Annotated in this window: 22 protein-coding genes; 20 read left to right on the top strand and 2 right to left on the bottom strand. The window is 40.5% G+C overall.

What is annotated here, in order from left to right; genetic code table 11:
• Positions 1-44 precede the first annotated feature (44 nt).
• The 19 genes from RV00_RS09015 to RV00_RS08925 all read left to right on the top strand — a co-directional run bounded on the left by RV00_RS09015 (position 45) and on the right by RV00_RS08925 (position 23665).
• Entirely contained in the window at positions 45-7829 is a 7785-nt protein-coding gene (locus RV00_RS09015; RefSeq protein WP_071862279.1) for a Cna B-type domain-containing protein, read from the top strand.
• Between the two features lie 403 nt (positions 7830-8232).
• On the top strand, positions 8233-9219 hold the full coding sequence (locus RV00_RS09010; protein ID WP_071862278.1) for a helix-turn-helix domain-containing protein: 987 nt from the start codon (positions 8233-8235) through the stop codon (positions 9217-9219).
• A 285-nt stretch (positions 9220-9504) separates the two neighbouring features.
• A complete protein-coding gene (gene pstC, locus RV00_RS09005) occupies positions 9505-10437 on the top strand; it encodes a phosphate ABC transporter permease subunit PstC (protein ID WP_071862277.1) in 933 nt (310 codons plus the stop codon).
• Complete coding sequence (pstA, locus tag RV00_RS09000; protein ID WP_071862276.1) at positions 10430-11317, top strand: phosphate ABC transporter permease PstA; 888 nt, start codon at positions 10430-10432, stop codon at positions 11315-11317. The genes pstC and pstA overlap by 8 nt, the downstream gene beginning before the upstream one ends.
• A gap of 64 nt (positions 11318-11381) precedes the next feature.
• Complete coding sequence (gene pstB, locus RV00_RS08995) at positions 11382-12182, top strand: phosphate ABC transporter ATP-binding protein PstB (RefSeq protein WP_071862275.1); 801 nt, start codon at positions 11382-11384, stop codon at positions 12180-12182.
• A 200-nt stretch (positions 12183-12382) separates the two neighbouring features.
• Entirely contained in the window at positions 12383-13138 is a 756-nt protein-coding gene (pstB, locus tag RV00_RS08990; protein WP_071862274.1) for a phosphate ABC transporter ATP-binding protein PstB, read from the top strand.
• Between the two features lie 61 nt (positions 13139-13199).
• Positions 13200-13877, top strand: coding sequence for a phosphate signaling complex protein PhoU (phoU, locus tag RV00_RS08985; protein ID WP_071862273.1), 678 nt, complete (start codon positions 13200-13202; stop codon positions 13875-13877).
• Positions 13878-14001: 124 nt separating this feature from the next.
• Positions 14002-14415, top strand: coding sequence for a MarR family winged helix-turn-helix transcriptional regulator (locus tag RV00_RS08980; RefSeq protein ID WP_071862272.1), 414 nt, complete (start codon positions 14002-14004; stop codon positions 14413-14415).
• A gap of 5 nt (positions 14416-14420) precedes the next feature.
• Entirely contained in the window at positions 14421-15284 is an 864-nt protein-coding gene (locus RV00_RS08975; protein ID WP_071862271.1) for an SDR family oxidoreductase, read from the top strand.
• Positions 15285-15438: 154 nt separating this feature from the next.
• A complete protein-coding gene (gene liaX, locus RV00_RS08970; RefSeq protein ID WP_071862270.1) occupies positions 15439-16980 on the top strand; it encodes a daptomycin-sensing surface protein LiaX in 1542 nt (513 codons plus the stop codon).
• A 25-nt stretch (positions 16981-17005) separates the two neighbouring features.
• Positions 17006-17323, top strand: coding sequence for a PspC domain-containing protein (locus RV00_RS08965; RefSeq protein ID WP_071862269.1), 318 nt, complete (start codon positions 17006-17008; stop codon positions 17321-17323).
• Positions 17323-17688, top strand: a complete 366-nt coding sequence (locus RV00_RS08960; protein ID WP_071862268.1) for a phage holin family protein — start codon at positions 17323-17325, stop codon at positions 17686-17688. The genes RV00_RS08965 and RV00_RS08960 overlap by 1 nt, the downstream gene beginning before the upstream one ends.
• Before the next feature lie 320 nt (positions 17689-18008).
• Positions 18009-18944 carry an HPr(Ser) kinase/phosphatase gene (gene hprK / locus RV00_RS08955; RefSeq protein ID WP_071862267.1) on the top strand — a complete coding sequence of 312 codons (936 nt, stop codon included), beginning with the start codon at positions 18009-18011 and terminating at the stop codon, positions 18942-18944.
• Between the two features lies 1 nt (position 18945).
• Complete coding sequence (lgt, locus tag RV00_RS08950; RefSeq protein WP_071862266.1) at positions 18946-19776, top strand: prolipoprotein diacylglyceryl transferase; 831 nt, start codon at positions 18946-18948, stop codon at positions 19774-19776.
• A 111-nt stretch (positions 19777-19887) separates the two neighbouring features.
• Positions 19888-20904 carry an NAD(P)H-dependent glycerol-3-phosphate dehydrogenase gene (locus RV00_RS08945; RefSeq protein ID WP_071862265.1) on the top strand — a complete coding sequence of 339 codons (1017 nt, stop codon included), beginning with the start codon at positions 19888-19890 and terminating at the stop codon, positions 20902-20904.
• Between the two features lie 22 nt (positions 20905-20926).
• Positions 20927-21820, top strand: a complete 894-nt coding sequence (galU, locus tag RV00_RS08940; protein ID WP_071862379.1) for a UTP--glucose-1-phosphate uridylyltransferase GalU — start codon at positions 20927-20929, stop codon at positions 21818-21820.
• Between the two features lie 163 nt (positions 21821-21983).
• Positions 21984-22550 carry a TetR/AcrR family transcriptional regulator gene (locus tag RV00_RS08935; protein WP_071862264.1) on the top strand — a complete coding sequence of 189 codons (567 nt, stop codon included), beginning with the start codon at positions 21984-21986 and terminating at the stop codon, positions 22548-22550.
• Positions 22551-22664: 114 nt separating this feature from the next.
• Positions 22665-23102, top strand: coding sequence for a DUF948 domain-containing protein (locus tag RV00_RS08930; protein WP_071862263.1), 438 nt, complete (start codon positions 22665-22667; stop codon positions 23100-23102).
• A 2-nt stretch (positions 23103-23104) separates the two neighbouring features.
• Entirely contained in the window at positions 23105-23665 is a 561-nt protein-coding gene (locus RV00_RS08925) for a YtxH domain-containing protein (protein ID WP_071862262.1), read from the top strand.
• A 33-nt stretch (positions 23666-23698) separates the two neighbouring features.
• Here the strand turns inward: RV00_RS08925 and RV00_RS08920 are convergent, their stop codons facing one another.
• Entirely contained in the window at positions 23699-24799 is a 1101-nt protein-coding gene (locus tag RV00_RS08920) for a M24 family metallopeptidase (RefSeq protein ID WP_071862261.1), read from the bottom strand.
• Between the two features lie 194 nt (positions 24800-24993).
• Between RV00_RS08920 and ccpA the strand changes: the two genes are divergently transcribed.
• Positions 24994-25995: a catabolite control protein A gene (ccpA, locus tag RV00_RS08915; RefSeq protein WP_071862260.1), complete on the top strand. Its 1002-nt coding sequence runs from the start codon at positions 24994-24996 to the stop codon at positions 25993-25995.
• A gap of 111 nt (positions 25996-26106) precedes the next feature.
• Here ccpA and treR read toward each other — a convergent pair whose 3' ends face one another.
• The gene (gene treR, locus RV00_RS08910; protein WP_071862259.1) at positions 26107-26829 is read right to left on the bottom strand and encodes a trehalose operon repressor; all 723 of its coding nucleotides are present in this window, start codon (positions 26827-26829) and stop codon (positions 26107-26109) included.
• Positions 26830-26925 lie beyond the last annotated feature (96 nt).

Here is a 26925-nt window from a genome sequence, read left to right as displayed (position 1 = left end):
TGTTACAATTAAATTGTTAATTAATTAATTTTAGGGGTGAGAAAATGAAAAAAATTATGACAAAAGCAGTTAAAATGAGATTTATTAGTTATTTAACGGTATTAGCAATTGTTTTTCAATCGATGCCATTATCGGTCATTGCAACGGAGATTTCTTCGACTAATGAAGAGACGAATGAATCCGTTCAGACAAAGACATTCGAAACAGGTACCGAGGAAAGTTCAGCTGCTTTCAATGAAGGACTAACAAGCTCAAGCTCATCATTAGAGGAAAAAAATGATTTGAGTGACTCTTCTGGTGAACAGGAACAAACAAAAACAGAACCTTCAACCGAAGAATCTTCGAATGCGCCACCAGTTAAAGAGGAAGATGGTGTTGAAAAGACTGATGAAAAAGCAGCAATGCGAGATGTGGCTCCACCGGAGTATGACTTGAATGATCAGCATTCCTCTTCAATTTATAATTCGACCTTTGCAATTCAAAATGTTTATTATCATCCCGCTTTTGATGCTAAAGGGGAAAGCAGTAAAGATGGCAATCAGGTGGAGGCTCGCACGCTGATTAACGCTGGAAAATTTAGTTTTTCTCCTGAGTCTACCGCCTTTGGAGCATTGCATGAGATCAAAAGGGTTGCTTTTACACCAACTGTATCGGGATCAGTAAAAAATCCAGCAGAGCAAAATATTCGGATTTATATGCTTCCAACTATTAATTCCTTGGATCAATCTACTCAGAACCCTTTACGTGTAAATGATTTAACAGCAATCGGTGGACAACTACTGACGCTAGACGGAGAACCGGTTGATGGCGTTAAATTAACGAAATCAGGAAACCAATACATCATTGATACTAGTGAACGTGAGGAAGCTGATCTTGATTTGCACGTGTCATTTGTGATCGTTAAAGATAATGAATTAAATGGACCAATCACGGACGAAACCTATGCAAAATGTATGAATGATCTGACGATCGACGCGATCGCAAACACCGCTGGCGAAGAATGGGATGGACAATTAGGAAGATTCCTTTTAACCACAAAAGATGAATTAAAGTCAATGAAATCAGATAGCAATCATACGATGGCTGCTGGTTTAGAGGATGTTGTGGGAGAAACGATCTTCACTGGAATCAAAGTCAATGGCTCTGAGAATGGTCAAATCAAGCCAGGGGAGAGCAACCAATCAATCTCTTTTGATTGGAAGCTAGATGGACTGCAACCAAAAGATGGAGAAACTCTCGTACAGCTGGAGCCAGTTACGGATGGTTCTTTTTACACCTTTAAACTAAATAGTGAAGGTGTTTCTTATCATTATGTCGAGACTCCTAAGGCTATTATTGGCCAAGTCAATGGAGTTAGTACGACGATCGGTTACTATACTTTATCGCGAGACGGATATTTTACGATGGTCTTTACAGAAGCATTATTAGAGACCAATGAACAATCGGGAACCGCAACGATTTATTTAGATGGGCTAGAGAATTATGGGGAAGAAGATACGATTATCAAGATTCCAATCAATGATTCTGCTTCCGCCAACATCGATATTCCCGGCGTCAGAAGCTCGATGGAACTTAGTAAAGAAGGTTCTTTACCGACGACTGAAGTAGACAAGGATAATAAAATTATTTTCAAAGACATCACGTGGACCGTCACTGCTAAGACGGGGATGGGGAATAATTTAGATGAAATCCTCCTTTCAGATACGTTGCCAGATTCAAACAATTCAACGCATCAATTAACGCAGGCGCAAGTTGATGAACTGAAATTTTTTGATGGTGATGAAAAAGAGCTTGATAAAACGAAATACGAGGTGAGTATCGAAGCTGTACATTGGAACGATGCTAAGCCTGATGATACGAACTTAAAGGGCTGGACCGCTACCATCACTGGAAAAGGCGACAACAAGGTTTCAGGAACTTTTGTTGCCAAATTCCAAACGACGGCAACTCCCGACGCGGGCCAAGCGATCAATAAAGGAAACATCAAATATGTGAATAATAGTGCCCTTTCCGATCAAACTGAAAATTCTAATTTAGAAAAGAAGACAGCTAAGGCAACGGTAACAGTAGAGCAGAAGAAATGGTTCAACAAGACTGCCGATGATAAAAACGATAATGACTCGGAGATCAGTAAAGATTATACGATCATCATGAACCAGCAAGGCTTGACGATTCCAGCCAGTAGCAAGCCAGTCTATATCATTGATACGCCACAAGCGGGTTGGGTAGATTCAGATGGTAATTTTGTTGATGAGCTCCAATCAGAAAATATAAAGATAACTAATATCAAAGTTACGGGATTAGCTGCCGGCGATTATACGGCCGAATATAAAAATGGAAAATTGACTATAAAAATCAATAAAGATATTACAGCTCCGATTACGATCACTTATACCGCAACAGTCAATAAAAAGGATATTCCTGATCGACCAGTAAATGGTGTCGCCTTTCGAATTGCCAATTCAGCTGAATTAGCGGGGCAATACACTAGTGGGACGAGTAAAAATTATCCTAATATCGTCAAAGGTAAGGGGTCGATTGATTATAACGCCAAGACCGTTCCGTTTACGATCAAGGTAGATGGTAAGTTGCATACGATTCCGGCGAATAGTTATGTGATAGATGTATTGCCGCGAGGCTTTGCTCCCGCTTCCTTTGCTCCGTATCAAGGCGATCTTACAACGGAAAAATATGAAACAGCCTTACTAGACGCTTTGAAAAAAGATATCACCGTTTCCGGCTTGGAGGCAGGTCAATGGGAAATTAAATTGATTGATAGTGGAAACAAAAGCGATCAAAGCCGTGGACTAGCAGATCCGCAACGCTTCATGATCGAATTTAAGGTAGATATTAGTAAAGATATCGTTATCAATGTCAATACGCAATATTTCTTTTCTTCCGCTATTTTCGGCACGGTTGAAGACAAGCCGTTATTGGATGAAACGAATGTCGTGACCCAACAATCAGGAGATGACTTTACTAATACGGTTCATTTATATGGTCCGGGTGAGGGGGATGATTGGGGCGAGTCGAAATCGCATGGAAATATTCCTGATGAGATCTGGAATGCGGAAAAAAAATCTGCGACAAGTGATTTCCAAAATAAAGCTATCACCTGGATCGTTGATTTTAATACTAAAGGGGAAAAAATTTCTAATTTGACGATCAAAGACCCATTGTTAGCTGGCTACAAAGATAAAAACCACACGCAGCAGGTAGAAAGCAGCAAGCAAACCGTTGATCAGGAAAATCTTTGGAACAATGTCCAATTCATGGCTTTAAAATATAATGATAAAGGAATAATTGAGATTGATAAGTCAAAAGGAACTGCTGGCAATATAACGGAAGAATTCAAACGAAATGGGACGCTTTCTTGGGATAATGGAGCGGTGGTTTATCGGTTGAATGATGCCGAAGGCTTAAATTTGAATTATCCTGCGCGAATGCTTATTAAAACGGATTTGACTGGCGATGTACAACCATTCTATAAAAACGTTGCTCAGTTGGATTACAAATATGGAAACAACGGAAAAACGGAAAAAGATGTCAGTGCCAGTGTTTCTTTCACATGGGCAGAAACTCCTAACCGTAAAGCCGGAATCGGCTATGCGGCAAGCGCGACTGATCAAGCCCATGTCGATTATTCCGTCGTCTTAAATGGAAATCGCCTAGTCTATGAAGATACCATCATCAAAGACGGCTTAGATACGACCGGCGGGGTGCAAAATACTCAATTAGTCGATGATTCCTTGAAGATCTATTACGCGAAGGAACAGCAGGAAAATAAACTTTGGGTAGCCGATCCAGCGAGACAGCTGCAAAACAATGTCGATTATTTCTTGAATTACGATCCAGACCCAAGTAACTTGGACGGCTTTACGATCACCTTCAAAGCCGGCTTGAAAATTACGGAACCATTGATTTTAAATTATCGGGCCAACGTTATTGGCTACGGTGATACTACGAAAGTCAAAAACACGATCGCGATCGAAGGAAACAAAACGGAGACGATCCCAGGGAAAACCGATACCGGCGTGAAGGACGGCGGCTCGTGGATCAGCGGTTCCGCTAAAAATTATGATTTCACAATTAAAAAAGTGATTGGTGAAAATGAGCCGACTGAAGGTGCAACTTTTAAAATCATTCCGGATAGTAAAACTGGATTGGCGTTAAGACATGGGAAAACTTCTAAAAATGACGATGCCCTGATTAAGAACATTCCACGGGGAAACTACTGGCTATATGAGGCTAAAAGCCCGGCTGGCACAATCTCGAAGCTTAGTACACGTGATACAGCGGTAGCGATCAGAGTCAATGACGGTGGAAGGGTGACTTTGAGAGACCCAGCGGACGCGAGAAGCAAAGGTGTGACGTTAGAAAATGACGGCAATACTTATTATTTAAAAGTGGTCAATCAAGAAGGTGAGACTGTCAATCTTTCAGGAAAGAAAAAATGGGACGGTGGAGCAGAGAATGTTGCGTATCAAGGAATCACGATCCAATTGTATCGCAAGCTAGCCAGCGCATTTAGTGCAACCCTGTTCGATGAAACTTATGTGACCGCAGCTAATGATTGGGAATATTCTTTTGAAAATCTACCAAAAAAAGATGCTGACGGTAACGAATATACGTATGAAGTCAGAGAAAAGGTCGAGGATGTCCCAGAATGGCAAGGTATAACAGAGCCTATTACGACCAAAACAGATGCTGACGGTAATGAGGAAATCATCGCCAATATTACAAACTACCGTCGTACTGGAACGGTTCAAGTAGAAAAACGTGGGGAGACCTATAATTCAGAACTAGGATTCATGAATTCTGACAAATTATTGGCTAAGGTCCAGTTTTTGTTAGAAAAAATTGAAGGCAACAAGACCACAGAAATTGGTAAATACATGACCAATGTTAATGGCATGCTGACCATTAGCCAGTTAACTCCAGGGAATTATCGTATTACGGAGTTAGCTGGTGCCAGTACAGAACACTATATCGTTGATGGCATTCAACATTTTACAGTCTTTGAAAGCGGCTTGGTGGGAATTGGAGAGGACCCAGATGAGCCAGGCAACAATATGATTCCGACTATTTCTATCTTAAATCGAATGAAGACTCAGATTTCCCTTAAGAAAAAATGGACCGGAACAGAGGGCGTTAAATTACCAAAAGAGATCACCGTCACTATCAAAGGTGAAGCGGATGGCAATAATGATCCGAATGATGTGATCACTAAAACAATCAAATTAACCGAACCTTCTTGGAGCGGCGAAGTCAAGGACCTACCATTTAGAGATGCATGGGGAAATGAATACCAATACACGGTCAGCGAAACATTTACTGGTCAGGAAAGTTATCAAGAGCCAGTCATTTCTAAAGATCTTGTTGTGGATGATGCTGGCTACCCAAGCTATGAAATCGGATTAGAAAATATTTTACGGACAGTCGATTTGAAGGGTGTAAAGACGTGGGATGACCAAGAAAATAAATACGACACGCGTCACCCAATCAAGGTTCAACTGCTGCAAAACAATAAAGCCTACGGTGAGCCCATCAATGTAACAGAGGCGAATGCTGATCCAGCTGATCCAGCTAAATGGAACTATCAGTTCAATGATTTGCCAGAAAAAGATGAGTCTGGGAAAGATTATCTTTATACGGTAAAAGAAGTCGCTTTTTCTAAAAACTATCAATCGGAAGTTGTTAAAGAAGAAAACCAAGATAGTATGAATCTTACGAATCGCCTCGTTGTAAGAGATCTACAAGTGAGTAAAACGTGGCAAGATGGTGCTAATAAATACGGGCTGCGACCAAATACATTAGAAGTCACCCTAGTGTCTCGGACCAGTGAGGACAATCAGTATCAGCCTGTCGTAGTCAATGGTCAGCCGGTGAAAGCACAGTTGACGCAGGATCAAACGGATTCGAACAAATATGTCTATACTTTCACGGATTTGCCTAAATATACTGCTGAAGGTGAAACGATCCAGTACGCTATTCGAGAAGCGGAGATTACAGGGTATCAAGGTGAAAATAATCAAGTGAATTTGATTAATGAATTGAAAACTACTGATATTGGCGGGAGGAAACATTGGAATGATAACAACAATTTCTATGGATTGCGACCGGAGTTTCTCGATTTAGAATTGCTAGTAAAAGATTCAGAAGGCAACTTCCAGCCAGTAAAATCCGTCTTTACAGACGCTACAAATCAAGTCGTAACGAGTCAACGGATCACCGGTTCGGCTACCGCAAGTGAATGGTCGTATCAGTTTACCGACTTGCCAGCAGAATTACCAAGCGGAGAGCGAGCAATCTATGGTGTTAAGGAAATCTTGAATTACGCGAAAGGTCAAGAAGTTTATGTGACAGATCAGACACATATTGCCGAAAATGAAGGAACGTTAACCAACAGTCTTAATAAAGTAAGTATCGATGTGCAAAAGACATGGCAAGACCAATCCAATAAATTCCTAACACGACCAAGCTCGATCCGCTTTCAGCTGTATGCTTATGCGGAAGGAAATGATCCGGCTAACGCTCAAAAATTCAAAACTGACTTGCCAAATGACAATGGCGAAGGTCAATTCATCATTAACCAACCAGTGGGTAATCCGGATATTTGGACACTGACAATAAATGGACTACCGGAACGAAATAAAAATGGCCTGAAGCTAAATTATTATGTTCGTGAAATCGTAAATGCTGGTGATGTGGCTTATCCAGATTATACGGTGGAGGATGGTTCATTAGAAATCATCAATATATTGAAGGTCGTGGACATTACTGTAAACAAAAATTGGCAAGAATTTGGCTTTGGTAAGCAAACGAGAAAAGATATTAGACTGCAACTCCTGCAAAATGGAAAACCAATCGTCACAAGTGATGACGCAGAACACATTGCTGACTTGAACGAAGCCGATGATACGTGGAGCTACACTTTTGAAAATCTTCCTCAAATGGATAAAAGTGGAAAAGACTACATTTATACAGTGAAAGAGCTGAGTAGTCAGCCCGATTATACGATAGAGGCAGAGGGTCAAACAGTGACGAATAAATACAAACTCACTGAAGTGTCCGGAAAAAAAATCTGGAAAGACGATCAAAATAAAAATGGTCTGCGTCCTATCGAGATTACCGTTCAGCTGTATCAAAATAATGCACCATACAAAGATCAAACCGATTCTGAGGTCATGGCAACTACCAGTGAAGAACAGAACTGGACCTACCGCTTTAGCGAATTGCCAGAAGTAGACCCTTCAGGTAAACCATATGAATATACGGTGAAAGAAATCGTTGATGAGTCAGCTAAGAATTATACGGTGAAAGAAGAAGGCATGGATGTTATTAACACCTTGATTACGACAAAAGTTTCTGGGACAAAGACATGGAAAGATAATCAAAATGAAACAGGCGCAAGACCTAATACAATTACCGTTTATCTATTCCAAGATGGTGAAAAATTAGCAGAAAAGACTGTTAGTCAAGGTTCTAATTGGCAGTATACGTTTAAGGATTTGCCAAAATATGACGCAAAAGGCAAACTTTACGAATACACGATCACTGAAGGAGCTGTCGCAGGTTATGTTAGCAAGGTAGATGGATTTGATTTGACCAATACCTTGAAAGAAGGCGGTGGCTCATCAGGTGGTTCAGGTACGAGGTCTGGCAGACTACCATCAACTGCTGGCGGAACTACCAGTACAGGAACCAGTGCAAGTACCAGAAGATTGCCATCAACGGGATCACTGGTTGTGGACACACTGCTGTATCTAGGCGCATTGATCGTAAGTCTTGTGGCAGTCGTCTATATTTATCGCAGAAAAACAACGTAAATCGAAATGACATTTTAGTCGAAAACCGCAGAGGTATTATTTCTCTGCGGTTTTCTTGTTGTAAGAACTGAACTACCGTAAAAATAAAAAAATATTTTTTGATTAGCGACTAATCAAAGGTGGTCTAATTCTTTTGAATAATTTACAAGTGAGCAGAATACCAGCTTTTTACGGCAAAGCTCTTTATACTTAAAAAAAAGAATCCTTTTTCAAATTCAATGTCGGGGAGTCGTTTCAATGAATATGCTTCACGTCAGGTGAATTTATTTGGAATAATAGTTGAATGTAAAGCCCTTGCAACTGCCAGTTGACAAGAAACAACCAGTGATTTGTAGTAGGTAACTACCTTTTCTTGTATTTTAATGATAGCAACAAGGATCAATAAAAATGAGAGGTGGATGACATGATACTCGCTGAAAAAATTGTTCAGGAACGCAAGAAGAATGGTTGGACACAAGAAGAGTTAGCAGAATTAATGGATGTTTCTCGTCAATCGGTATCAAAATGGGAAAGCGCGCAATCAATCCCGGATATTGAAAAGGTGATTCATTTATCCGAGCTTTTTAACGTGACAACTGATTATCTTTTTAAGGATGAGTTGGAAAGCGTTGATTATATTGAAGCAGGGGAGCTACAAGCTGCCCGCAAGGTTACATTAGCCGAGGCGCAGGAATTCTTGACCCTCAAGGAAAAATCCGCGAAGTGGATCGCTTTAGGCGTGTTCTTATGTATCTTATCCCCAGTAGGTTTGATTTTTTTAGGAAGCCTTGACAGACAAGATCCAACGTTTTTAGCAGTAAACATGGTTAGCGTTGCAGGTTTTTTATGGATGCTTTTATTGGTATTACCAGCAGTCGCGTTGTTTATTTATAGCCGCTCAAAAACGAGTCCCTATCTTTATTTAAATGAGGAAGTTTTTGAAACAGAATATGGTGTGAATGGAATGGTCAAGTCACGGCAAAAAAATTATCGCGGGCGCTATACTTGGCACATAATTCTTTCAACTACATTAATTCTTTTGAGTATCGCTCCGTTGTTTCTCAGCTTTTTTACGGAAAATACCTTTTACAAAGGACTAGCGATTTGTTTGTTGTTAATAATGGTAGCGTTCTCTACCTCTTTGTTTGTTATTAATGGGATTCGCTGGGAAAGTATGTTGAAGCTTTTGCAAGAAGGCGATTATAGTAAAAAAGTCAAAGAACGTACCCCGATTTCCAGTGAGATCGCAGCTATCTTTTGGTTACTTTTGATTGCGATCTATTTAGGGTATAGTTTTTGGACGGGGAATTGGCAGTATAGCTGGATCATCTGGCCTGTTGGGAGCATCTTTTATGGGATAATCGTTGCAGTGATTAATCTTCTAAGGACACGAGCTAAAGAAAAATTGTAGGAAGTCTGAAGAAGACAGGCTGTAGTATTAAAAAAGGTACTGTGGCCTGTTTATTTTTTACTGATGCTGTTGAGAAGTTCCATTACGATGAGGCTCCTAAGTCGTTTACACGTTCTTTACAAATGTCACCCAATCGTTACAGAAGGTTAAAAAGAAATTGATTTTCAACAGGTAAAATGGTTTTGTTGGTTTAAAAGTAATGAACCTCAAAAGAAAATAATCGCAAGAATACTAATTGTTTCTTAACGAATCACTGTGTTTCGTGGAAATCAGGAGGAGTCAGCCTTGGAAAATGAAGATGTAAAAAAAGCCCTCACAACAAAATCAAAACGTGCAAGAATTGAGCAGCGGGGACGCTTTATTAGTTTTGTTTGTATCGCGTTGATTGTGTTTGTGGTTGGAGCCATTTTTTATTTTGTAGCAAGTAAGGGGTTATCAACCTTTTTCGTAGATAAAATCAATGTATTCGACTTTCTATTTGGAACGGTTTGGAATCCAAGTGCCACTGGTCCAGATGGCCAGCCGTTAGTCGGTGCACTGCCGATGATTTTAGGCTCATTTATGGTGACCTTTTTATCGGCGATCGTGGCAACGCCTTTCGCGATTGGCGCAGCGGTCTTTATGACAGAAATTTCACCCACGAAAGGTCAAAAATTCTTACAGCCGGTCATTGAGCTGCTAGTAGGAATCCCTTCCGTTGTTTATGGGTTCATTGGTTTAACTGTGATCGTTCCTTTTATCCGTTCGATTTTTGGTGGAACAGGTTTTGGGATCTTGTCTGGAACCTTCGTTTTATTCGTCATGATCTTACCGACAGTCACAACAATGACTGTCGATACATTAAAATCAGTTCCCCGTCATTATCGGGAAGCGTCATTAGCTCTCGGCGGAACGCGTTGGCAAACGATTTATAAAGTGGTTTTACGGGCAGCCGTGCCGGGAATTTTAACGGCGGTGGTCTTTGGAATGGCTCGGGCCTTTGGTGAAGCGTTGGCGATCCAAATGGTCATCGGGAATGCGGCGTTAATGCCGACTGGTTTAACGACACCGGCCTCCACGTTGACCTCGATCTTAACCATGGGGATCGGAAATACGATTATGGGCACAGTAGAAAATAATGTGCTGTGGTCATTGGCTTTAATCCTATTATTTATGTCATTAGTTTTCAACATTTTGATTCGCTACATTGGAAAGAAAGGGGAGATAAGCAATGGATAAAGCCAAACGCGCAGATAAAATCGCAACCGGCGTACTTTATGGCGTCTCCGCTTTGATCGTAGCCATCTTAGCCTTTCTATTACTGTATATCTTGATTCGCGGCTTGCCCCATGTTTCGTGGGAATTTTTGACTTCGCCTTCGAAAGCCTATCAAAAAGGCGGTGGAATTGGGATTCAATTATTCAACTCGATTTACTTGTTATTGATCACTATGATCATCAGCTTGCCAATTTCATTAGGAGCCGGGATTTATTTATCGGAATACGCCAAAGATAATTGGGTGACTAACGTGATTCGGACCTCAATCGAAATTTTAAGTTCATTGCCTTCAGTCGTTGTCGGTTTGTTCGGTTTCTTATTGTTCGTTATCCAGTTTGGCTACGGCTTCTCGATTTTATCAGGGGCATTAGCCTTGACCTTGTTCAACTTACCTTTGTTAACAAGAAATATTGAAGAGTCCTTGCGAGCGATTCATTACACACAACGTGAAGCTGGCTTGGCGCTAGGTCTCTCACGTTGGGAAACGGTAACGAAGATCGTAGTACCTGACGCACTGCCAGGAATTTTAACCGGAGTAATTTTGAGCTCAGGACGGATCTTTGGTGAAGCTGCGGCCTTGATTTATACCGCAGGGCAAAGTGCACCGGCTTTGGATTTCACCAACTGGAACCCACTAAGCGTTTCAAGTCCTTTAAGCATTTTCCGTCAGGCGGAAACATTGGCAGTCCATATTTGGAAGATCAATACAGAAGGAACAATGCCGGATGGAAACAGTGTTTCAGCTGGAGCATCTGCCGTTTTGATTCTAGCTGTTTTACTCTTCAACTTTGGTGCCCGTGCAATCGGTAAACGACTGCATAAAAGAATGACTTCAGCGTAAAGATAAATTTTTTATTGGTGAGTTTGAAACAAATGATTGCTGACTATGAATTAGGAGAAATTCGATGAAAGAATATAATTGGGACGAACGCAACCTCATTAGTATGCCTGGTGAGATCGCGCTTCATACAGAAGATTTGCATGTTTTTTATGGCGACAACGAAGCCATAAAAGGTGTGGATCTGGAATTTGAAAAAAATAAAATCACGGCCTTGATCGGACCGTCTGGCTGCGGGAAGTCAACCTATCTGCGTTCGTTGAATCGGATGAATGACGGCATCAGCAGTGCCAGAGTTACCGGGAAAATTATGTACAAAGACGTAGACGTCAACGCGGACAATATCGATGTTTACGAAATGCGTAAACGAATCGGGATGGTTTTCCAACGACCAAATCCTTTCAGCAAATCAATTCGCGAGAATATTACCTTTGCTTTAAAACAGCACGGCATGCGGGATAAACATCAATTAGAAGAAACCGTTGAGACAAGTTTGAAACAGGCGGCATTATGGGATCAGGTGAAAGATAACCTTGATAAAAGTGCGCTGGCTCTTTCAGGGGGACAGCAACAGCGTTTGTGTATTGCCCGAGCAATCGCAATGAAGCCGGATATTTTATTGCTAGATGAGCCAGCTAGTGCGTTGGATCCAATCTCAACTGGTAAAGTAGAAGAAACGCTGATTCAATTAAAAGAGAATTATACGATCATTATTGTGACTCATAATATGCAGCAAGCAGCCCGGATCAGCGACTATACTGCCTTTTTCTATTTAGGGCATGTCATTGAATACGATCAAACTCCAAAAATCTTTACTCGTCCGAAAATCCAAGCAACCGAAGATTATGTATCAGGCCATTTTGGGTAAGAAAAAAGTAATTCAAGTTTAGTATCTATATAAGATGCCAGTCCAACTTTTAGCAGTTTACTAAGAGCTGAAACGATATAGTAGTTTTTTTGGAAACGAAAAGAAGCAATCTAGTTGGATGATATACGGCTTGAACATCAAACTTATTTTTCCCGAACTTGGAAAAATAAATTCTTTAGTATGAAAAAGGAGATAATTGAATGTCGAAGATTATTACTTCTAAGGATCTTCATTTATATTATGGAGAAAAGGAAGCCCTTAAAGGGATTGACATGGCCATCGAAAAGGGCGAGATTACAGCGATGATCGGACCTTCAGGTTGTGGAAAATCAACCTATTTGCGTTCGCTGAATCGTATGAATGATCTGATTCCGGGTGTGACGATCACCGGTAGCGTCGTTTACAAAGATAAAGATATTTATAGTCCTAAGACTGACACGGTAAAACTTCGTAAAGAAATCGGGATGGTTTTTCAACAACCGAATCCTTTTCCATTTTCGATTTACGAGAATGTCATTTATGGGTTAAAATTAAAAGGGGAAAAAGACAAAAACAAACTGGATCAAGTGGTGGAAGAAAGTTTGAAAGCCGCTTCCGTTTGGAATGATGTGAAGGAGAAGTTACATGAAAGCGCCTTGTCTCTATCTGGTGGACAGCAACAGCGGGTCTGTATCGCTCGTGTCTTGGCGGTCAATCCTGAAGTGATTTTGATGGACGAGCCAACTAGTGCGCTTGATCCTGTTTCCACAGGGAAAATTGAGAACATGCTGTTGGAGTTAAAGGAAAATTACACGATCATCATTGTGACTCACAATATGTCTCAAGCGTCACGGATTTCTGATCGCACTGCCTTCTTTTTACAAGGAGAGCTGATTGAGTTTGACAAAACGAAAAAGATTTTCTTAGACCCGGCCAGACAGGAAACCGAAGATTATATCTCAGGAAAATTTGGCTAAGCCAGTCGTCGTATGGCGGGCTAGCATGAAAACGACAAGAACAGAAATAAGGAGGGCAACGATGTTACGTACACAATTTGAAGAAGATTTATTGAATCTCCACAATCAGTTTTACGAAATGGGTATGATGGTTTCCAGTGCAGTGCATAAATCAGTTCGTTCATACATTGACCATGATAAAAAATTGGCACAAGAGGTGATTGATCACGATGTTGAGATCAATGACATGGAGGTCCGTCTAGAGAAAAAAAGTTTTGAGATGATCGCTCTGCAACAACCGGTGACCACTGATCTACGGACGATTATTACGATCATGAAGGCCAGTTCTGATTTGGAACGGATGGGGGATCATGCGGTCTCCGTTGCGAAATCAACGATTCGTTTGAAGGGCTTGCCACGAATTTTAGAAGTTGAAAAAGAAATCAACGAAATGTCCAACTACGTGAAAAAAATGGTAGACAATGTTTTGATCGCCTATGTGAAGACGGATGAAAAAGACGCACGGATGATTGCCAAGATGGACGAACGGGTGAATGATTATTTCCAAAAAATCTATGATATGACTACTAACACGATGGAAAAAGAATCAGATACCATCATTAGTGGAACGGATTATCTGCATGTAGCGGGCTACTTGGAACGAGTAGGGGATTATGTCACTAATATTTGTGAGTGGATCGTTTACTTAGCGACTGGGAAGATCACCGAATTAAACAGTAATCGCAATGAAAACTTTTAAATTGAGAGGAAACAGGTGAGGGGGACTTCATCTGTTTTTTTTGTTTTTTTTAGAGCGTTCGCTAGACTTTCTTTCCTTCTCGAGATATAGTTAGTAAACTAACTATAATGCAGGAGGCTGAGTAATGGAAAATACCGGCTATTTAATTATGAACAGTTCAAAACATTTGACCTATGACTTGAATAGCGAATTACGAAAGCAAGATTTGACGGCGCCACAATGGGCGGTGCTTCAGCAAATCAATCATTATCAGCAGGAGCGACCGACTACGGCGAAGCAATTAGTCACACTATTGGATATGGACAAACCGACGCTTTCGGTAATCTTGAAACGTTTAGAGCAAAAGAATTTTATTATTAAAAAGCGTAGCAGCCATGACAGTCGTTCCTATGAGTTGTTTTTAACGGATAGCGGGAAACAAACGTATCTATCAGGCGAGAAAATTAGTGAGCACGTATTGGAAAAATTTATTGCTCCTCTTTCAATAGAAGAAAAGCGGCAATTGAATGAGCTATTACAGAAATTAAATGGAGTGTAAATCAGATGGAGAAACTATTAGTTTTAGGCGGCACCGGGAATATCGGCTTCCCATTAATTGAGATACTGGCTGAAAAAGCCGTGACGATCGTCGCAGGTACTCGTACGCCAGAAAAAGTGGCTGGGGATTTCAAAAAATTTCCAACTGTCGAAGTAAAGCCTTTTGATTTTTTAGACCCGGCGACGTTTGACGAGGCCTTAGAATCTGTCGATCGGGTCTTTTTTGTTCGTCCGCCACAGTTGGCGAATCCTCCGATTGATATGTATCCTTTTTTAGAAGCAGTTAAAGCCAAGCAAATCAAGCAAATCGTTTTTGTTTCATTGATCGGTGTAGACAAAAACCCGGTCACACCGCATCATAAGATTGAGAAAAAAATTACTGAGCTGGCAATTCCTTATACCTTTATCCGGCCAAGTTTTTTCATGCAGAATTTAAGTACCACCCATTTGGCGGATATTCAAAAGGAACAAGACCTATTTGTCCCTGCTGGCAAATCTAAAACGAGCTTCATCGATACTCGGGATATTGCCGCCGTAGCAGCAGAGTGCCTGTTGAAGGAAAAGTATTTGAATCAAAAATTGGAGATCACTGGCGCAGAAGCAATCAGTTATGAAGAAGCGGCGGAGATCATGACGCAGGTCTTAGGCGAAAAAATTAACTACAGTCAACCTAGTCTATTGAAATTTCGCAAGACGATGCTTCACCGAGGAATCAAAAAAGATTACGTCAATGTCATGGTGATGCTGTATTTGATTACGCAATTAGGCAATGCCAAAAAAGTTACACCAATAGTTCAGCAGGTTTTAAACCGCGAGCCGATCTCCTTTCAGCAATTCGTTGAAGACAATCGAAAACTTTTTTTAGCCTAAGCTGATTCTGTCTGACTATTTATAGAAGCAACAATCTATTCAGGAAGTCGGATAAAAAGATGGGTCTTTAGTCCTATGACAAATCTATAAAAACATTGCATAATATGAATGTAAACAAAAGTAAGGTATTTGCTTTTTGAAGGAGGCAATTTCTATGAATGAAAGACAACGTATTTTAGAATTAGTTAAAAAAGGAATTTTATCAACTGAAGAAGGTTTAGATTTATTAGAAAGTATGGCCAAGGCGAAAGATGAAGCGCAGATCAAACAAGCTGCTGACAAAGTGGATTCTTATCATCGAGACCAAGCAACCAATTTGGTAGATGATTGGGAAAATGAAAAAGAAGCCAATGGATCTGAAGAACAGGACTTGGAAGATCTGGAGGCGTACTTTGATGATTTAGCAACAGAAGCCAACCACATCTCTGCTCATATCGATGAAATCAATCAACAAAAGAATGAGTTGAAGGCGGAGCTCCATGAGAAACAAGAAGTTTTGATGGAATTGAACACGAAGGAAGAGTTGGATTCTTTAGCAGATGAAGATGAAGACATTCGCAAGACTGTGGAAGAAGAAATCAAAGACTTAGAAGCGCAGGTCGTTGATTTGGAAGGTCAAGCGAAAGCTGAAGAAGAACAATTGAAAAATGTTCAAGAAGATCAAAACGAAGGTCGTAAGAACCGCAGCCGCAATCGTTTCGATATTCCGGATGATTTGAAAGATCAAGCAACCGAAACTTTCTCGCAAGTTGGTGAAAAACTGGGTGAAGCCGGGATTCAATTAGGCCGTCTAATGAAGAAAACCTTCAAGACAGTCTCAGATACAGTAGAAGAAAATGTTGACTGGAAAGACTTTAATGTCAAAGTTCCTGGCCTGATTACTTCTAAATTTGAACACCAATTCTTATACACAGACGTTGAACCAACCTTGATCGATATCAAATTGGCTAACGGTAAAGTGACCTTAAAGGCTTGGGATGAAAAAGACATCAAAGTCGATGCGAAAATCAAGCTTTATGGTAAAATGAACGAAGCAACGCCATTACAGTCATTGATGGAACGCAGCCAAATCGAAGTGGATGAAGATCATATCTCATTCCAAATCCCGAACAAACGGGTACAAGCCGACTTGGTCTTCTATTTACCAACACGGACTTACGATCACGTAGCTGTAAAATTATTGAATGGTGATTTGAATGTTGAAGCGATGGACGCAAAAGATGTATATGCGAAATCAACCAACGGCAATATCAGCTTCAAACAAATCAACGCAACCATGTTAGAAATTCAAGGTGTCAACGGCAACATTGAGATTCGCGAAGGTGAAATCTTAGATTCCATTATTGAAACAGTCAATGGTAGTATCACCACCAAAGCAGCTATTCAAAATTATGGGATCTCACTAGTCAATGGCGATGTAAAATTAACAGCGGGCCATGACACGTTACAAAAAATCAAAGCAAGTTCAGTCAATGGGAATGTGAAAGTATCCTTGAACAAGACCATTGGTTTAGAAGGCTTAGCAAAAACAAGCTTAGGCAGTATCAACGACCGGCTATCTGATTATGAAGTAGTCAGAGAGAAGAAAGAAAAGACGAATCGCTTATTGCAATTCCGTCGCGTTGCCGATGAGATGGCACAAATCGATGTCTCTACAACGACCGGCAGCATTTTCTTGAAAGATTTTGACAACTAGGGAATAATAAGGAAGGAAGATTCATATGCGAAAGAGATTACAAAAGTCACGAAATAATGTGGTACTGACCGGTACCCTAGCAGGGATCGCCGAATACTTCGGGATTGATCCGACAATCGTGCGTGTGATTTATGTTTTCTTAAGTCTCGGCTTTATCGGCGCGCCAGTTATTCTGTATATTTTGCTGGCATTAGTGATTCCAGCTGGACCAAAAGGCCGTGATTCTTATGGACATAACAATCCGTATTATGGCAACAATAATTACAATGACTATGAGAAAAAATCGTCCCGCCAGCGTAAGCAAGCGGATAAGCTCGACGATGACGACTGGAGCGACTTTTAATGACCTACCTACAGCGCGTAATAGCTAATTCACTGATCTTCATTTCTTTATCAGTGCTCTTTCCTAACCAAGTTTTTGTGGAAAGTATTACAATGGCTATTCTCGCAAGCTTTGTCCTTTCAATTTTAAATGCCTTAGTGAAACCAATTTTAATCCTGCTTTCACTGCCGCTGAACATATTGACCTTTGGACTTTTCAGCTTTGTGATTAGCGCTGGTATGTTGCAATTGACTTCTAACGTACTAGGAAACTTCCGCTTCGGATTCTCTAGTTTTACCGTTTCCATTCTGGTCGCCGTCGCGATGGCACTCGTCAACGCGATCGTCTCAGACCATAATATAGATAAATACGCAGACAAAAGATAGGTGAGCAATCACCTATCTTTTTTTGCGAGTCGGACTTTTGGCAGTATCATCATGAATAAAAGCTAATAATGAGTTATCACCAAGTTAACTATTAGACAGTTTAGTCCGATCGTATGCGTGATGAAGATAATTTTCTCTAATTAGGTTAGGTTCCGAGTGGCTTTTTTTGTAATTTAATTCTCTGCTTCACCACGTTTTATGAGGTTTCGTTAACATTTTGTAAAGCCTTTTATGATTCTTATCTGATATGCCTAGCTGAACCTAGTCACTCTTTGGATAAAATGATAAAATAGAGCGGAAGTGTAGAAAAGAGGGATTAGATGGCTGAAACAGTAAAAGTAAAAGAACTTGTTGAAAAACTTTCGTTAGAAGTAGTGACAGGTGATGAAGAAAGTCTAGAGCGGGTTATTACTACCGGCGATATTTCTCGTCCGGGTTTAGAATTGACCGGCTATTTTAATTATTATTCCCATGATCGCCTGCAGCTTTTTGGAAATAAAGAAATTACCTTCGCGGAACGTATGATGCCGGAAGAGCGTTTAATGGTACTGCGTCGGATGTGTAGCGATGATACACCAGCCTTTATCGTTTCTCGGGGGCTAACACCGCCAAAGGAAATGATCGAAGCGGCGAGTGAACGGAATATTCCAGTGTTAAGCTCACCGATTTCCACCTCACGGTTATTAGGTGAAATTTCAAGCTTTCTAAATGGCGGCTTAGCTCCACGTACCAGCGTTCATGGTGTGCTAGTCGATGTTTATGGGTTAGGTGTATTGATTCAAGGAGACAGCGGCATCGGGAAAAGTGAAACCGCGTTAGAGTTGGTAAAACGAGGACATCGGTTGATCGCGGATGATCGTGTGGATGTTTATCAGCAAGATGAACTGACCCTTGTCGGCGAACCACCTAAAATTTTGCAGCACTTAATCGAGATTCGCGGGATCGGTATCATTGATGTCATGAATTTATTTGGCGCCAGTGCAGTGCGCGGCTCCATGCCAGTCCAATTAGTTGTTTATTTGGAAAGCTGGTCGAAAGATAAAAAATATGATCGCTTAGGCAGCGGTAATACTGAAGTAGAAATCGCGGAAGTAAAAATCCCACAAGTCAAGATTCCAGTGAAAACTGGGCGAAACGTTGCCATCATTATTGAAGTGGCGGCGATGAATTTCCGTGCACGTACGATGGGTTACGATGCAACGAAGACCTTTGAAGATCGGCTTACCCAATTAATCGAAGAAAACTCGGATCAGTAGTATGGTAGCACAAATAAATCGCGTGGCCTTTGAATTGTTTGGTCTTCAAATTTATTGGTATGCGATCATCATTGTTTCCGGGATAGCAATCGCCTTGTGGATGGCGAATCGTGAAGCAGTAAGAGTCGGTTTAAAAGAAGACGACATGACGAATTTTATTTTGTGGGCATTGCCGATCGCGATTATCGGGGCACGCTTATATTATGTCTTATTCGATCTTGGACCCTATCTGGCTGACCCAATTCAAATTTTTAACACCCGCAGCGGTGGCTTAGCGATTTATGGCGGGTTGATTGCTGCGGCGATTGTTTTAATCGTTTACACAAGGCATCATTTTATTGATCCCTGGCTGTTTTTAGACGTGGTGGCACCTGGCGTGTTGTTTGCCCAAGCGTTAGGTCGGTGGGGCAATTTTATGAATCACGAAGCATTTGGTGGCGAAACAACACGACGGTTTCTAGAAGGGCTGCATTTGCCACAATTTATCATTAACAATATGTATATCGACGGGGCTTTTCGTCAACCAACCTTTCTGTATGAATCGACATGGAGTTTAATCGGGTTTATCCTGCTGATTGTGCTGCGAAAGAAATGGACATTTAAACGAGGCGAGATCTTTTTAGGCTACGTGGCTTGGTACAGCTTTGGGCGTTTCTTTATCGAAGGTATGCGGACCGACAGCTTATATTTGTTTGGCGGTATTCGAGTATCGCAAATGTTGTCACTGATTCTTTTTGTCGGTGCTCTGACATTGTTTTATTATCGTCGTAAGAAAAATCCGACTGTTAAACTTTATGAAAGAAATCAAGGAGTCAATCAGGCATTGTTATAGTATGCTATGATAGATTCAATTGCTTGAGAAGATCTTCTTAGCTGAAAGCAAGTATTAAAATAAGAATTAGGTAGAGAAACTGTCTACATTATTAATTAGGAGGAAATCTCTGTGAAGCAAAAAGTTGCAGTTTTAGGACCGGGCTCTTGGGGAACGGCATTGGCGCAAACCTTGGCCGAAAACGGACATGAAGTAACCATCTGGGGAAATCATGAGGCACAGATTGATGAGATCAATACATATCACACCAATCGCCATTATTTACCCGATTTAAAAATTCCTGAAAGCATCAAAGGAGAAAAAAATCTGAAGGATGCAGTTAAAGATGCGGATGCGGTTTTATTTGTCGTCCCAACCAAGGCCATTCGTTCAGTCGCTCAAGAGTTTGCCAAAGTCGCTGAGAACCAGCCAGTGATTATTCATGCAAGTAAAGGTTTGGAGCAAGGCAGCCATAAACGAATCTCTGAAGTGTTATTAGAAGAAATTCCTGAGGAGCGTCGTCAAGGTGTGGTGGTCTTATCTGGTCCAAGTCACGCAGAAGAAGTAGCGGTCCATGATATCACTACAATTACAGCGGCTAATGAAGATGAAGCCTTAGCAGCCTATGTTCAAAAATTATTTATGAATGAATATTTACGTATTTATACCAATCCAGATGTCATCGGGGTTGAAATGGGCGCGGCTTTAAAAAATATTATTGCATTAGGCGCCGGCGCTTTAGCTGGACTTAATTATGGGGATGATGCCAAAGCGGCAATCATGACACGAGGTTTAGCGGAAATCAGCCGGTTAGGCGTCGCAATGGGGGCAAATCCATTGACCTTTATCGGTTTGAGCGGTGTCGGTGATTTGATCGTGACTTGTACGTCGGTTCATTCACGGAATTGGCGAGCTGGTAATCTATTAGGCAAAGGCCATAAATTAGATGAAGTGCTAGACAACATGGGGATGATCGTCGAGGGTGTTTCAACGACGAAGGCGGCGAAAGAGTTGGCTGACAGTATGGATGTCAGCATGCCAATCACGGAAATGATCTATGATGTTTTATATAATGATAAAGATGTACGTCAAGCGTGTCGCGATTTGATGATGCGTGAAGGTACGTTTGAAAATGAATTTACATTATAAAAGAAAGCGTGGGACAGGACTTATGCGAGTAAAAAAAGCAGTTATTCCAGCGGCGGGATTGGGCACTCGATTCTTGCCAGCAACAAAAGCAATGGCGAAAGAAATGTTACCAATTGTTGATAAGCCAACGATTCAATTTATTGTAGAAGAAGCATTAAAATCTGGAATCGAAGATATTTTAATCGTGACAGGCAAAGCAAAACGCCCAATCGAAGATCATTTTGACTCAAACATTGAATTAGAAATGAATCTGAAAGAAAAAGGCAAGACCGAATTATTGAAATTAGTGGAAGAAACCACAGATGTGAATTTACATTTTATTCGCCAATCCCATCCAATGGGCTTAGGGCACGCTGTTTTACAAGCCCGGGCTTTTGTCGGCAATGAACCTTTTGTCGTTATGTTGGGCGATGATTTGATGGAGGATCATGTGCCATTAACAAAACAATTAATGAATGACTATGAGCAAACCCATGCTTCAACGATTGCAGTGATGCGTGTACCTGAAGCTGAAACTTCAAAATACGGAATTATTAATCCTGGTGAAGAGGTTTCTAAAGGCTTGTTCAATGTGAAAAACTTTGTTGAAAAACCAAAACCAGAAGAAGCGCCAAGTAATTTGGCGATCATTGGCCGCTATTTATTAACACCTGAAATTTTTGATGTCTTGGCGACGCAAAAACCTGGTGCAGGCAATGAGATCCAATTGACCGATGCAATCGATACGCTAAACAAAACCCAACGCGTCTTTGCCCAAGAATTTACCGGCAAACGGTTTGACGTCGGCGATAAATTTGGTTTCATGACCACTAGCATCGAATACGGCTTGAAGCATCCAGAGATTAAAGATAAATTACACGATTACATCATTGCTTTAGGGAAAGAATTAAGTGGTGATAACAAACCAAAAAAGTAACACCAAAAACGCAGAAGTGATTCTGCGTTTTTTATTTTAGCTGTTATTTTAAATCGATTTATTATTATGTTTTCGAATGATAATTATCAAAAAATCAAATAAAAAATATTTTTTATTTTGTTATATAATAAAAATTGGAATGAATAACTAGAAAGGAGATGCAATGAGAACCACTCGATTAAATAGAGAAATCGTCATACAATGTGCGATGGAGTTAGTCTGCGAATCTGGTATCAATGGTCTGAGATTAAATAAAATTGCGGAACGTTTAGATGTAAAATCGCCTTCTTTATATACGCATACAGGTAGCGTAACAGAATTACGGCAGGCAGTCATTCACCAAGCTATGCAGCAGTTTCGTGAAGAGCTGATGGATTCTTTAATGGGGCGTGCCAAAATGGGGGCGTTTTTAGAGTTAGGGAAAACGTGGATGAATTATGCCAATGAGCAGTCTGTCTTTTTTACAGCCTTTTATAATAATGACTATTTAGAATTGTACGAAAAAAATATTTCTCATTTTTTGCAGTCTGCCTTCAAACGAATTTTTGTTGATTGGCCGCTGAATAATGAAGAGATCGAACAAATCGAACGGATTATGACTAATTATTTTTGCGGACAAGTCGATCGTCTTAATGGTCAGCCTTATGTTGAAGCGGAGCTGATCAGTGATTTAGAAATTTTTTATCAGGGTATTGTACAGAATTTAGAAAAAGTATCTCAAGTATGTTAATTGAGATACTTTTTCTTTTTCTTATTTGATTGTAATTCTTTCTCTTTCATTAAAATCCATGAGAATGGTATAATTTAAGTTAGCATAATAAGTGAAAAAGAGAGGGGCGATTAAATGAGTTTAGGCGGCATAGCGGCAATTATTGCGGCACTTGCATTTGTTGTACTGGTAATCTTTTTAGTTCGGGTCTTGAGCCAAGTTTCTAAAACCGTTGGAAAGGTTGAAACAACGGTGACTGAGGCGAATACAACGATCGATGTTCTCACTAAAGATGTCGATTTGCTGATGCAACAAGTAGAAGGCTTATTAGTAAAGGGTAACCACTTGTTGAATGATATTAATGGTAAAGTGGAAACAATCGATCCATTGTTTACAGCAGTGGCGGACTTGAGTCAGAGTGTTTCTGATCTGAATACAACGAGTCGAAACCTCGCTGGTAAAGTTGGCGGCGTTGGAAAGAGCGCAGCGAAGGCCGGTGTGGCTGGTAAAGTAGGAGAAACTACGTTGAAATTCTTTAGACATCGTAAATCTACCACTAAAACGGAGGGATAGGAATGGCAAAACGCGGAAAATTTTTAACCGGTGCTTTGATTGGCGGAACAGCAGCAGCGGTCGTAGCATTATTATTAGCACCAAAATCAGGAAAAGAAATGCGTGATGATTTAGCGAAGAAAGCAGATGATTGGTTAGACTTAGCTTCGGATTACACGGATGATTTTGTTACCAAGACGAATGAGATGGGCTCAATCGTGAAAGATCGTGCTTCTGATTTAGGCGGGCAAGCGAGTGATTTGGCAGCTAACGTCAAAGATAAAGTCAGTGATTCAGCCGATGAAATGGATGACATCACTTCTGATACGTTAGAAGATTTGAAACGTCAAAGCTCGGATTTATCCGATCGTTTCCGTAAAGCAGCTAATGACGCGAAGGACGTTGCTGAAGAAGCATCAGATGATATTATCATCGATGCAAAAGAAAGCAAAGAAGAAGCTGCTGAAACGGTCTCAGAGGGAGCCGAAGCGTTAGCAGATAAAGCCAAAGAAATGAATCAGACCGACTTTTCTGAAGTTAAAGAAGAATTAAAAGAAGAAGTTGAAAAAAATAATCCTGAATAAAAAAATGGCTCTCGATTGCGAGAGCCATTTTTTTTATAGAATAATTAAGTCTTTTGAAGTCTTCGTAAATGGTACACAGCCGTCTTTCGTTACAAAGATGCAGTCTTCCACACGAACACCAACATCATTTGGCAGATAGATTCCTGGTTCGATTGAGAAGCACATACCTTCCTTGATCTCCAAGTCATTGCCACCAACGATTTGCGGATATTCATGAATTGTAGTACCGATGCCATGGCCAAGCCGATGATTGAAATATTCACCGTAGCCGTGACTTTCGATCACATCACGAGCGATTTTGTCGAGTTGCCCAGCAGTTACTCCGGGTTTTACAGCTTCTTGCGCTTTTAATTGGGCTTCTAAAACAATGTTATAAATATCTTTTTGATGATCGGTTGGTTTGCCACAAGCGACAGTTCGTGTCGCATCACTGCAATACCCGTTAACGATCGTTCCTAGGTCAAATAATACTAATTCATTTTCTTTGCAGGTATTTTTTCCTGGAGTACCATGTGGACTAGCCGCATTTGGTCCAGCCAATACTTCGGTTGGGAAAGACATTTCTTTGATGCCTTTTTTCTTTAGTTCATATTCGATCTCTGCCACGATTTCTTCTTCAGTCACACCTGGTTTGACATGTCTGAAACCAATCTCAAAAGCTAAATCGGCAGTTGAACCAGCTTCAATCAAGCGTTGACATTCTTCCTCAGTCTTATACAATTGTAACTCTTGGACTAACGGAGTTAAGTCAGCTGAAAGATCAGTTGCCGGAAAGGCTTCGTTTAAACGCAAGTAACGATCTAAGACTAATTGATTTTTTTCTAGTGCCATTTTTTTAGGAGCACCATAACGTTTTTTGATTTCTTCTACGATTAACGCAAAAGGATCTTGGCTATCTAAGTAGCCTACGACATCATACTCGAAGCTGCTTGCCTTGGCATCTTCGACTTCTAAGCCGGGAGCAAAAAGAAATGGATCTTTTTCGATTGGAATGAACAAAGCTAAGACCCGTTCCATCGGATTACTATCGAAACCGGAGAAGTAGCAAATGTGGCTAGCATCAGAAATATAAGCCAAATCTACATTGTTTTTTTCCATCCATTTACGCAGTTCTAAAACTTTTTCGTGGTTCATTAAACATCCTTCTTTCATTTAGCAATATAATAATTGTAACACTACTAAAGTTTAATGGAAAATGATTCTAATAAAACGCTTACAGATATTTAAGAAAAAAAGTGTAAAACGGTTGCAATACGTGAAACAACGTGCTATTATCTTTTAGAAATGTAAATGATATTTTCTGAAAACAAATTCAAAGGAGTATATCCATGGAAAAACAAACAATTACGATTTATGATGTTGCCCGTGAAGCAAATGTTTCAATGGCAACCGTTTCTCGTGTGGTCAACGGCAACCCAAATGTAAAACCAACAACACGCAAAAAGGTGTTAGAAGTTATTGAACGCTTAGATTATCGTCCTAATGCAGTCGCTCGTGGTTTGGCAAGTAAAAAGACAACGACGGTTGGGGTTATTATCCCAGATGTCAGCAACATGTTCTTTGCATCATTGGCTCGTGGGATCGATGATATCGCTACAATGTACAAATACAACATTATCTTAGCCAACTCTGACGGCGAAGCGCAAAAAGAAGTGAATGTATTAAATAATTTGTTAGCGAAGCAAGTAGATGGCGTAATCTTCATGGGTCATCGTATTACTGATGAGATTCGTGCAGAATTTTCTCGTTCAAAAACACCGATCGTTTTAGCAGGTTCAATTGATCCCGATGAACAAGTTGGCAGTGTCAACATTGATTATGCAGCAGCAACGAAGGAATCAATTGATCTATTAGCAAAACACGGCAACAAAAAAATTGCTTTCATCAGTGGAGCCTTGATTGATCCAATCAATGGACAAGCACGTATGGGCGGTTATAAGGAAGCCTTGAAAGACAATGGTTTGGACTATAGCGAAGGTTTGATTTTTGAAGCACCTTACAATTTTAAAGAAGGCTTGGCTTTAACTGATCGTATCTTAAACAGCGGTGCAACAGCAGCGTATGTAACCGACGATGAATTAGCAATCGGCTTATTAGACGGCTTAATCGATAAAGGCATCAAAGTTCCTGAAGACTTCGAGATCATTACAAGCAATGATTCATTGCTAACAGAAGTAGCTCGTCCTCGTCTAAGCAGTGTGACACAACCGTTATATGATATCGGTGCGGTGGCAATGCGTCTGCTAACTAAGATGATGAACAAAGAAGAGATCGAACAAAAAACCATCGAACTACCACATGGTATTTTTGAAAAAGGTTCAACAAAATAAAAAAGCAGAACCTGTGACAAAGTTACTGTCACAGGTTCTTTTTAGGAATAAATGGTGTTTCAGAAGCAGCTTCTTCGGAAATAAGCCGAACATTTCTGTCACGGCCTCTTTTTACATAGTCGATGGGTGACGGCGGGCAAAATCAAAGAAGCGAAATTTATCGACTTGATGACGACTTTCAGTATATTGAAATTGACGGGCATCACTAGTAAAGACTCGGCTTTTGACGCTGACGATATTAATATCTTGTTGATTCAAATCTAATAAATCGCGATCTTCTTCAGTCAATGAGTCGATCGTGATTTCTTTTTCTGCAAAAGAAATATTCAAGTGTAATTGATCCTCGAAATAGCGATAGATAGAATCTTTGGCGATCTCGGTATCCAGCTCTGGGACAATCGCGGTTGAAAGTAGATCCTTATCAAGAATGACCTTCTTCTGGTCGATCGCTCGGGTGCGAATCAATTCCCAACAAACGACGCCGGCTTCGAAGCCAGTCACGCGTGTGGCGTTTTCATCAATCGTAATTTTTTTTAAGCTAACCACTTCAGTGCGGCTCTCGTAGCCATAGGAATTTTGCAGTTCTTTATAGCTGGTCAGACCAGAAACAGGGAATCGCAATTGCTCTCGCTTCAAAACAAGTGAGCCTTTACCTTGGATTTTTTGAATATAGCCGTTGGCCATTAAAAGAGATAAGGCTTTACGAATTGTGTCGCGGGAGACATGATAGGTTTGACGCAATTTATTTTCACTAGGTAAATAGGAATCCGCCTCATAGATCCCTTTTAAAATTCCTCGTTCAATCGTCTGATAGATGACTTCGTAATTTTTCATTCCAACCTCCTACTTAATTTTGCGAATAAGTGAAAGAAAAAAATCGACTTTTCCAACTTGTCCGTATCAGTATTCCAAGTATACAAAGGAAAAAAT

This window comes from Enterococcus devriesei, assembly GCF_001885905.1.
GTDB lineage: Bacteria > Bacillota > Bacilli > Lactobacillales > Enterococcaceae > Enterococcus_A > Enterococcus_A devriesei.
The sequence above is the reverse complement of the archived record's forward strand: the minus strand, read 5'-3'. Positions and strand labels throughout refer to the sequence as shown.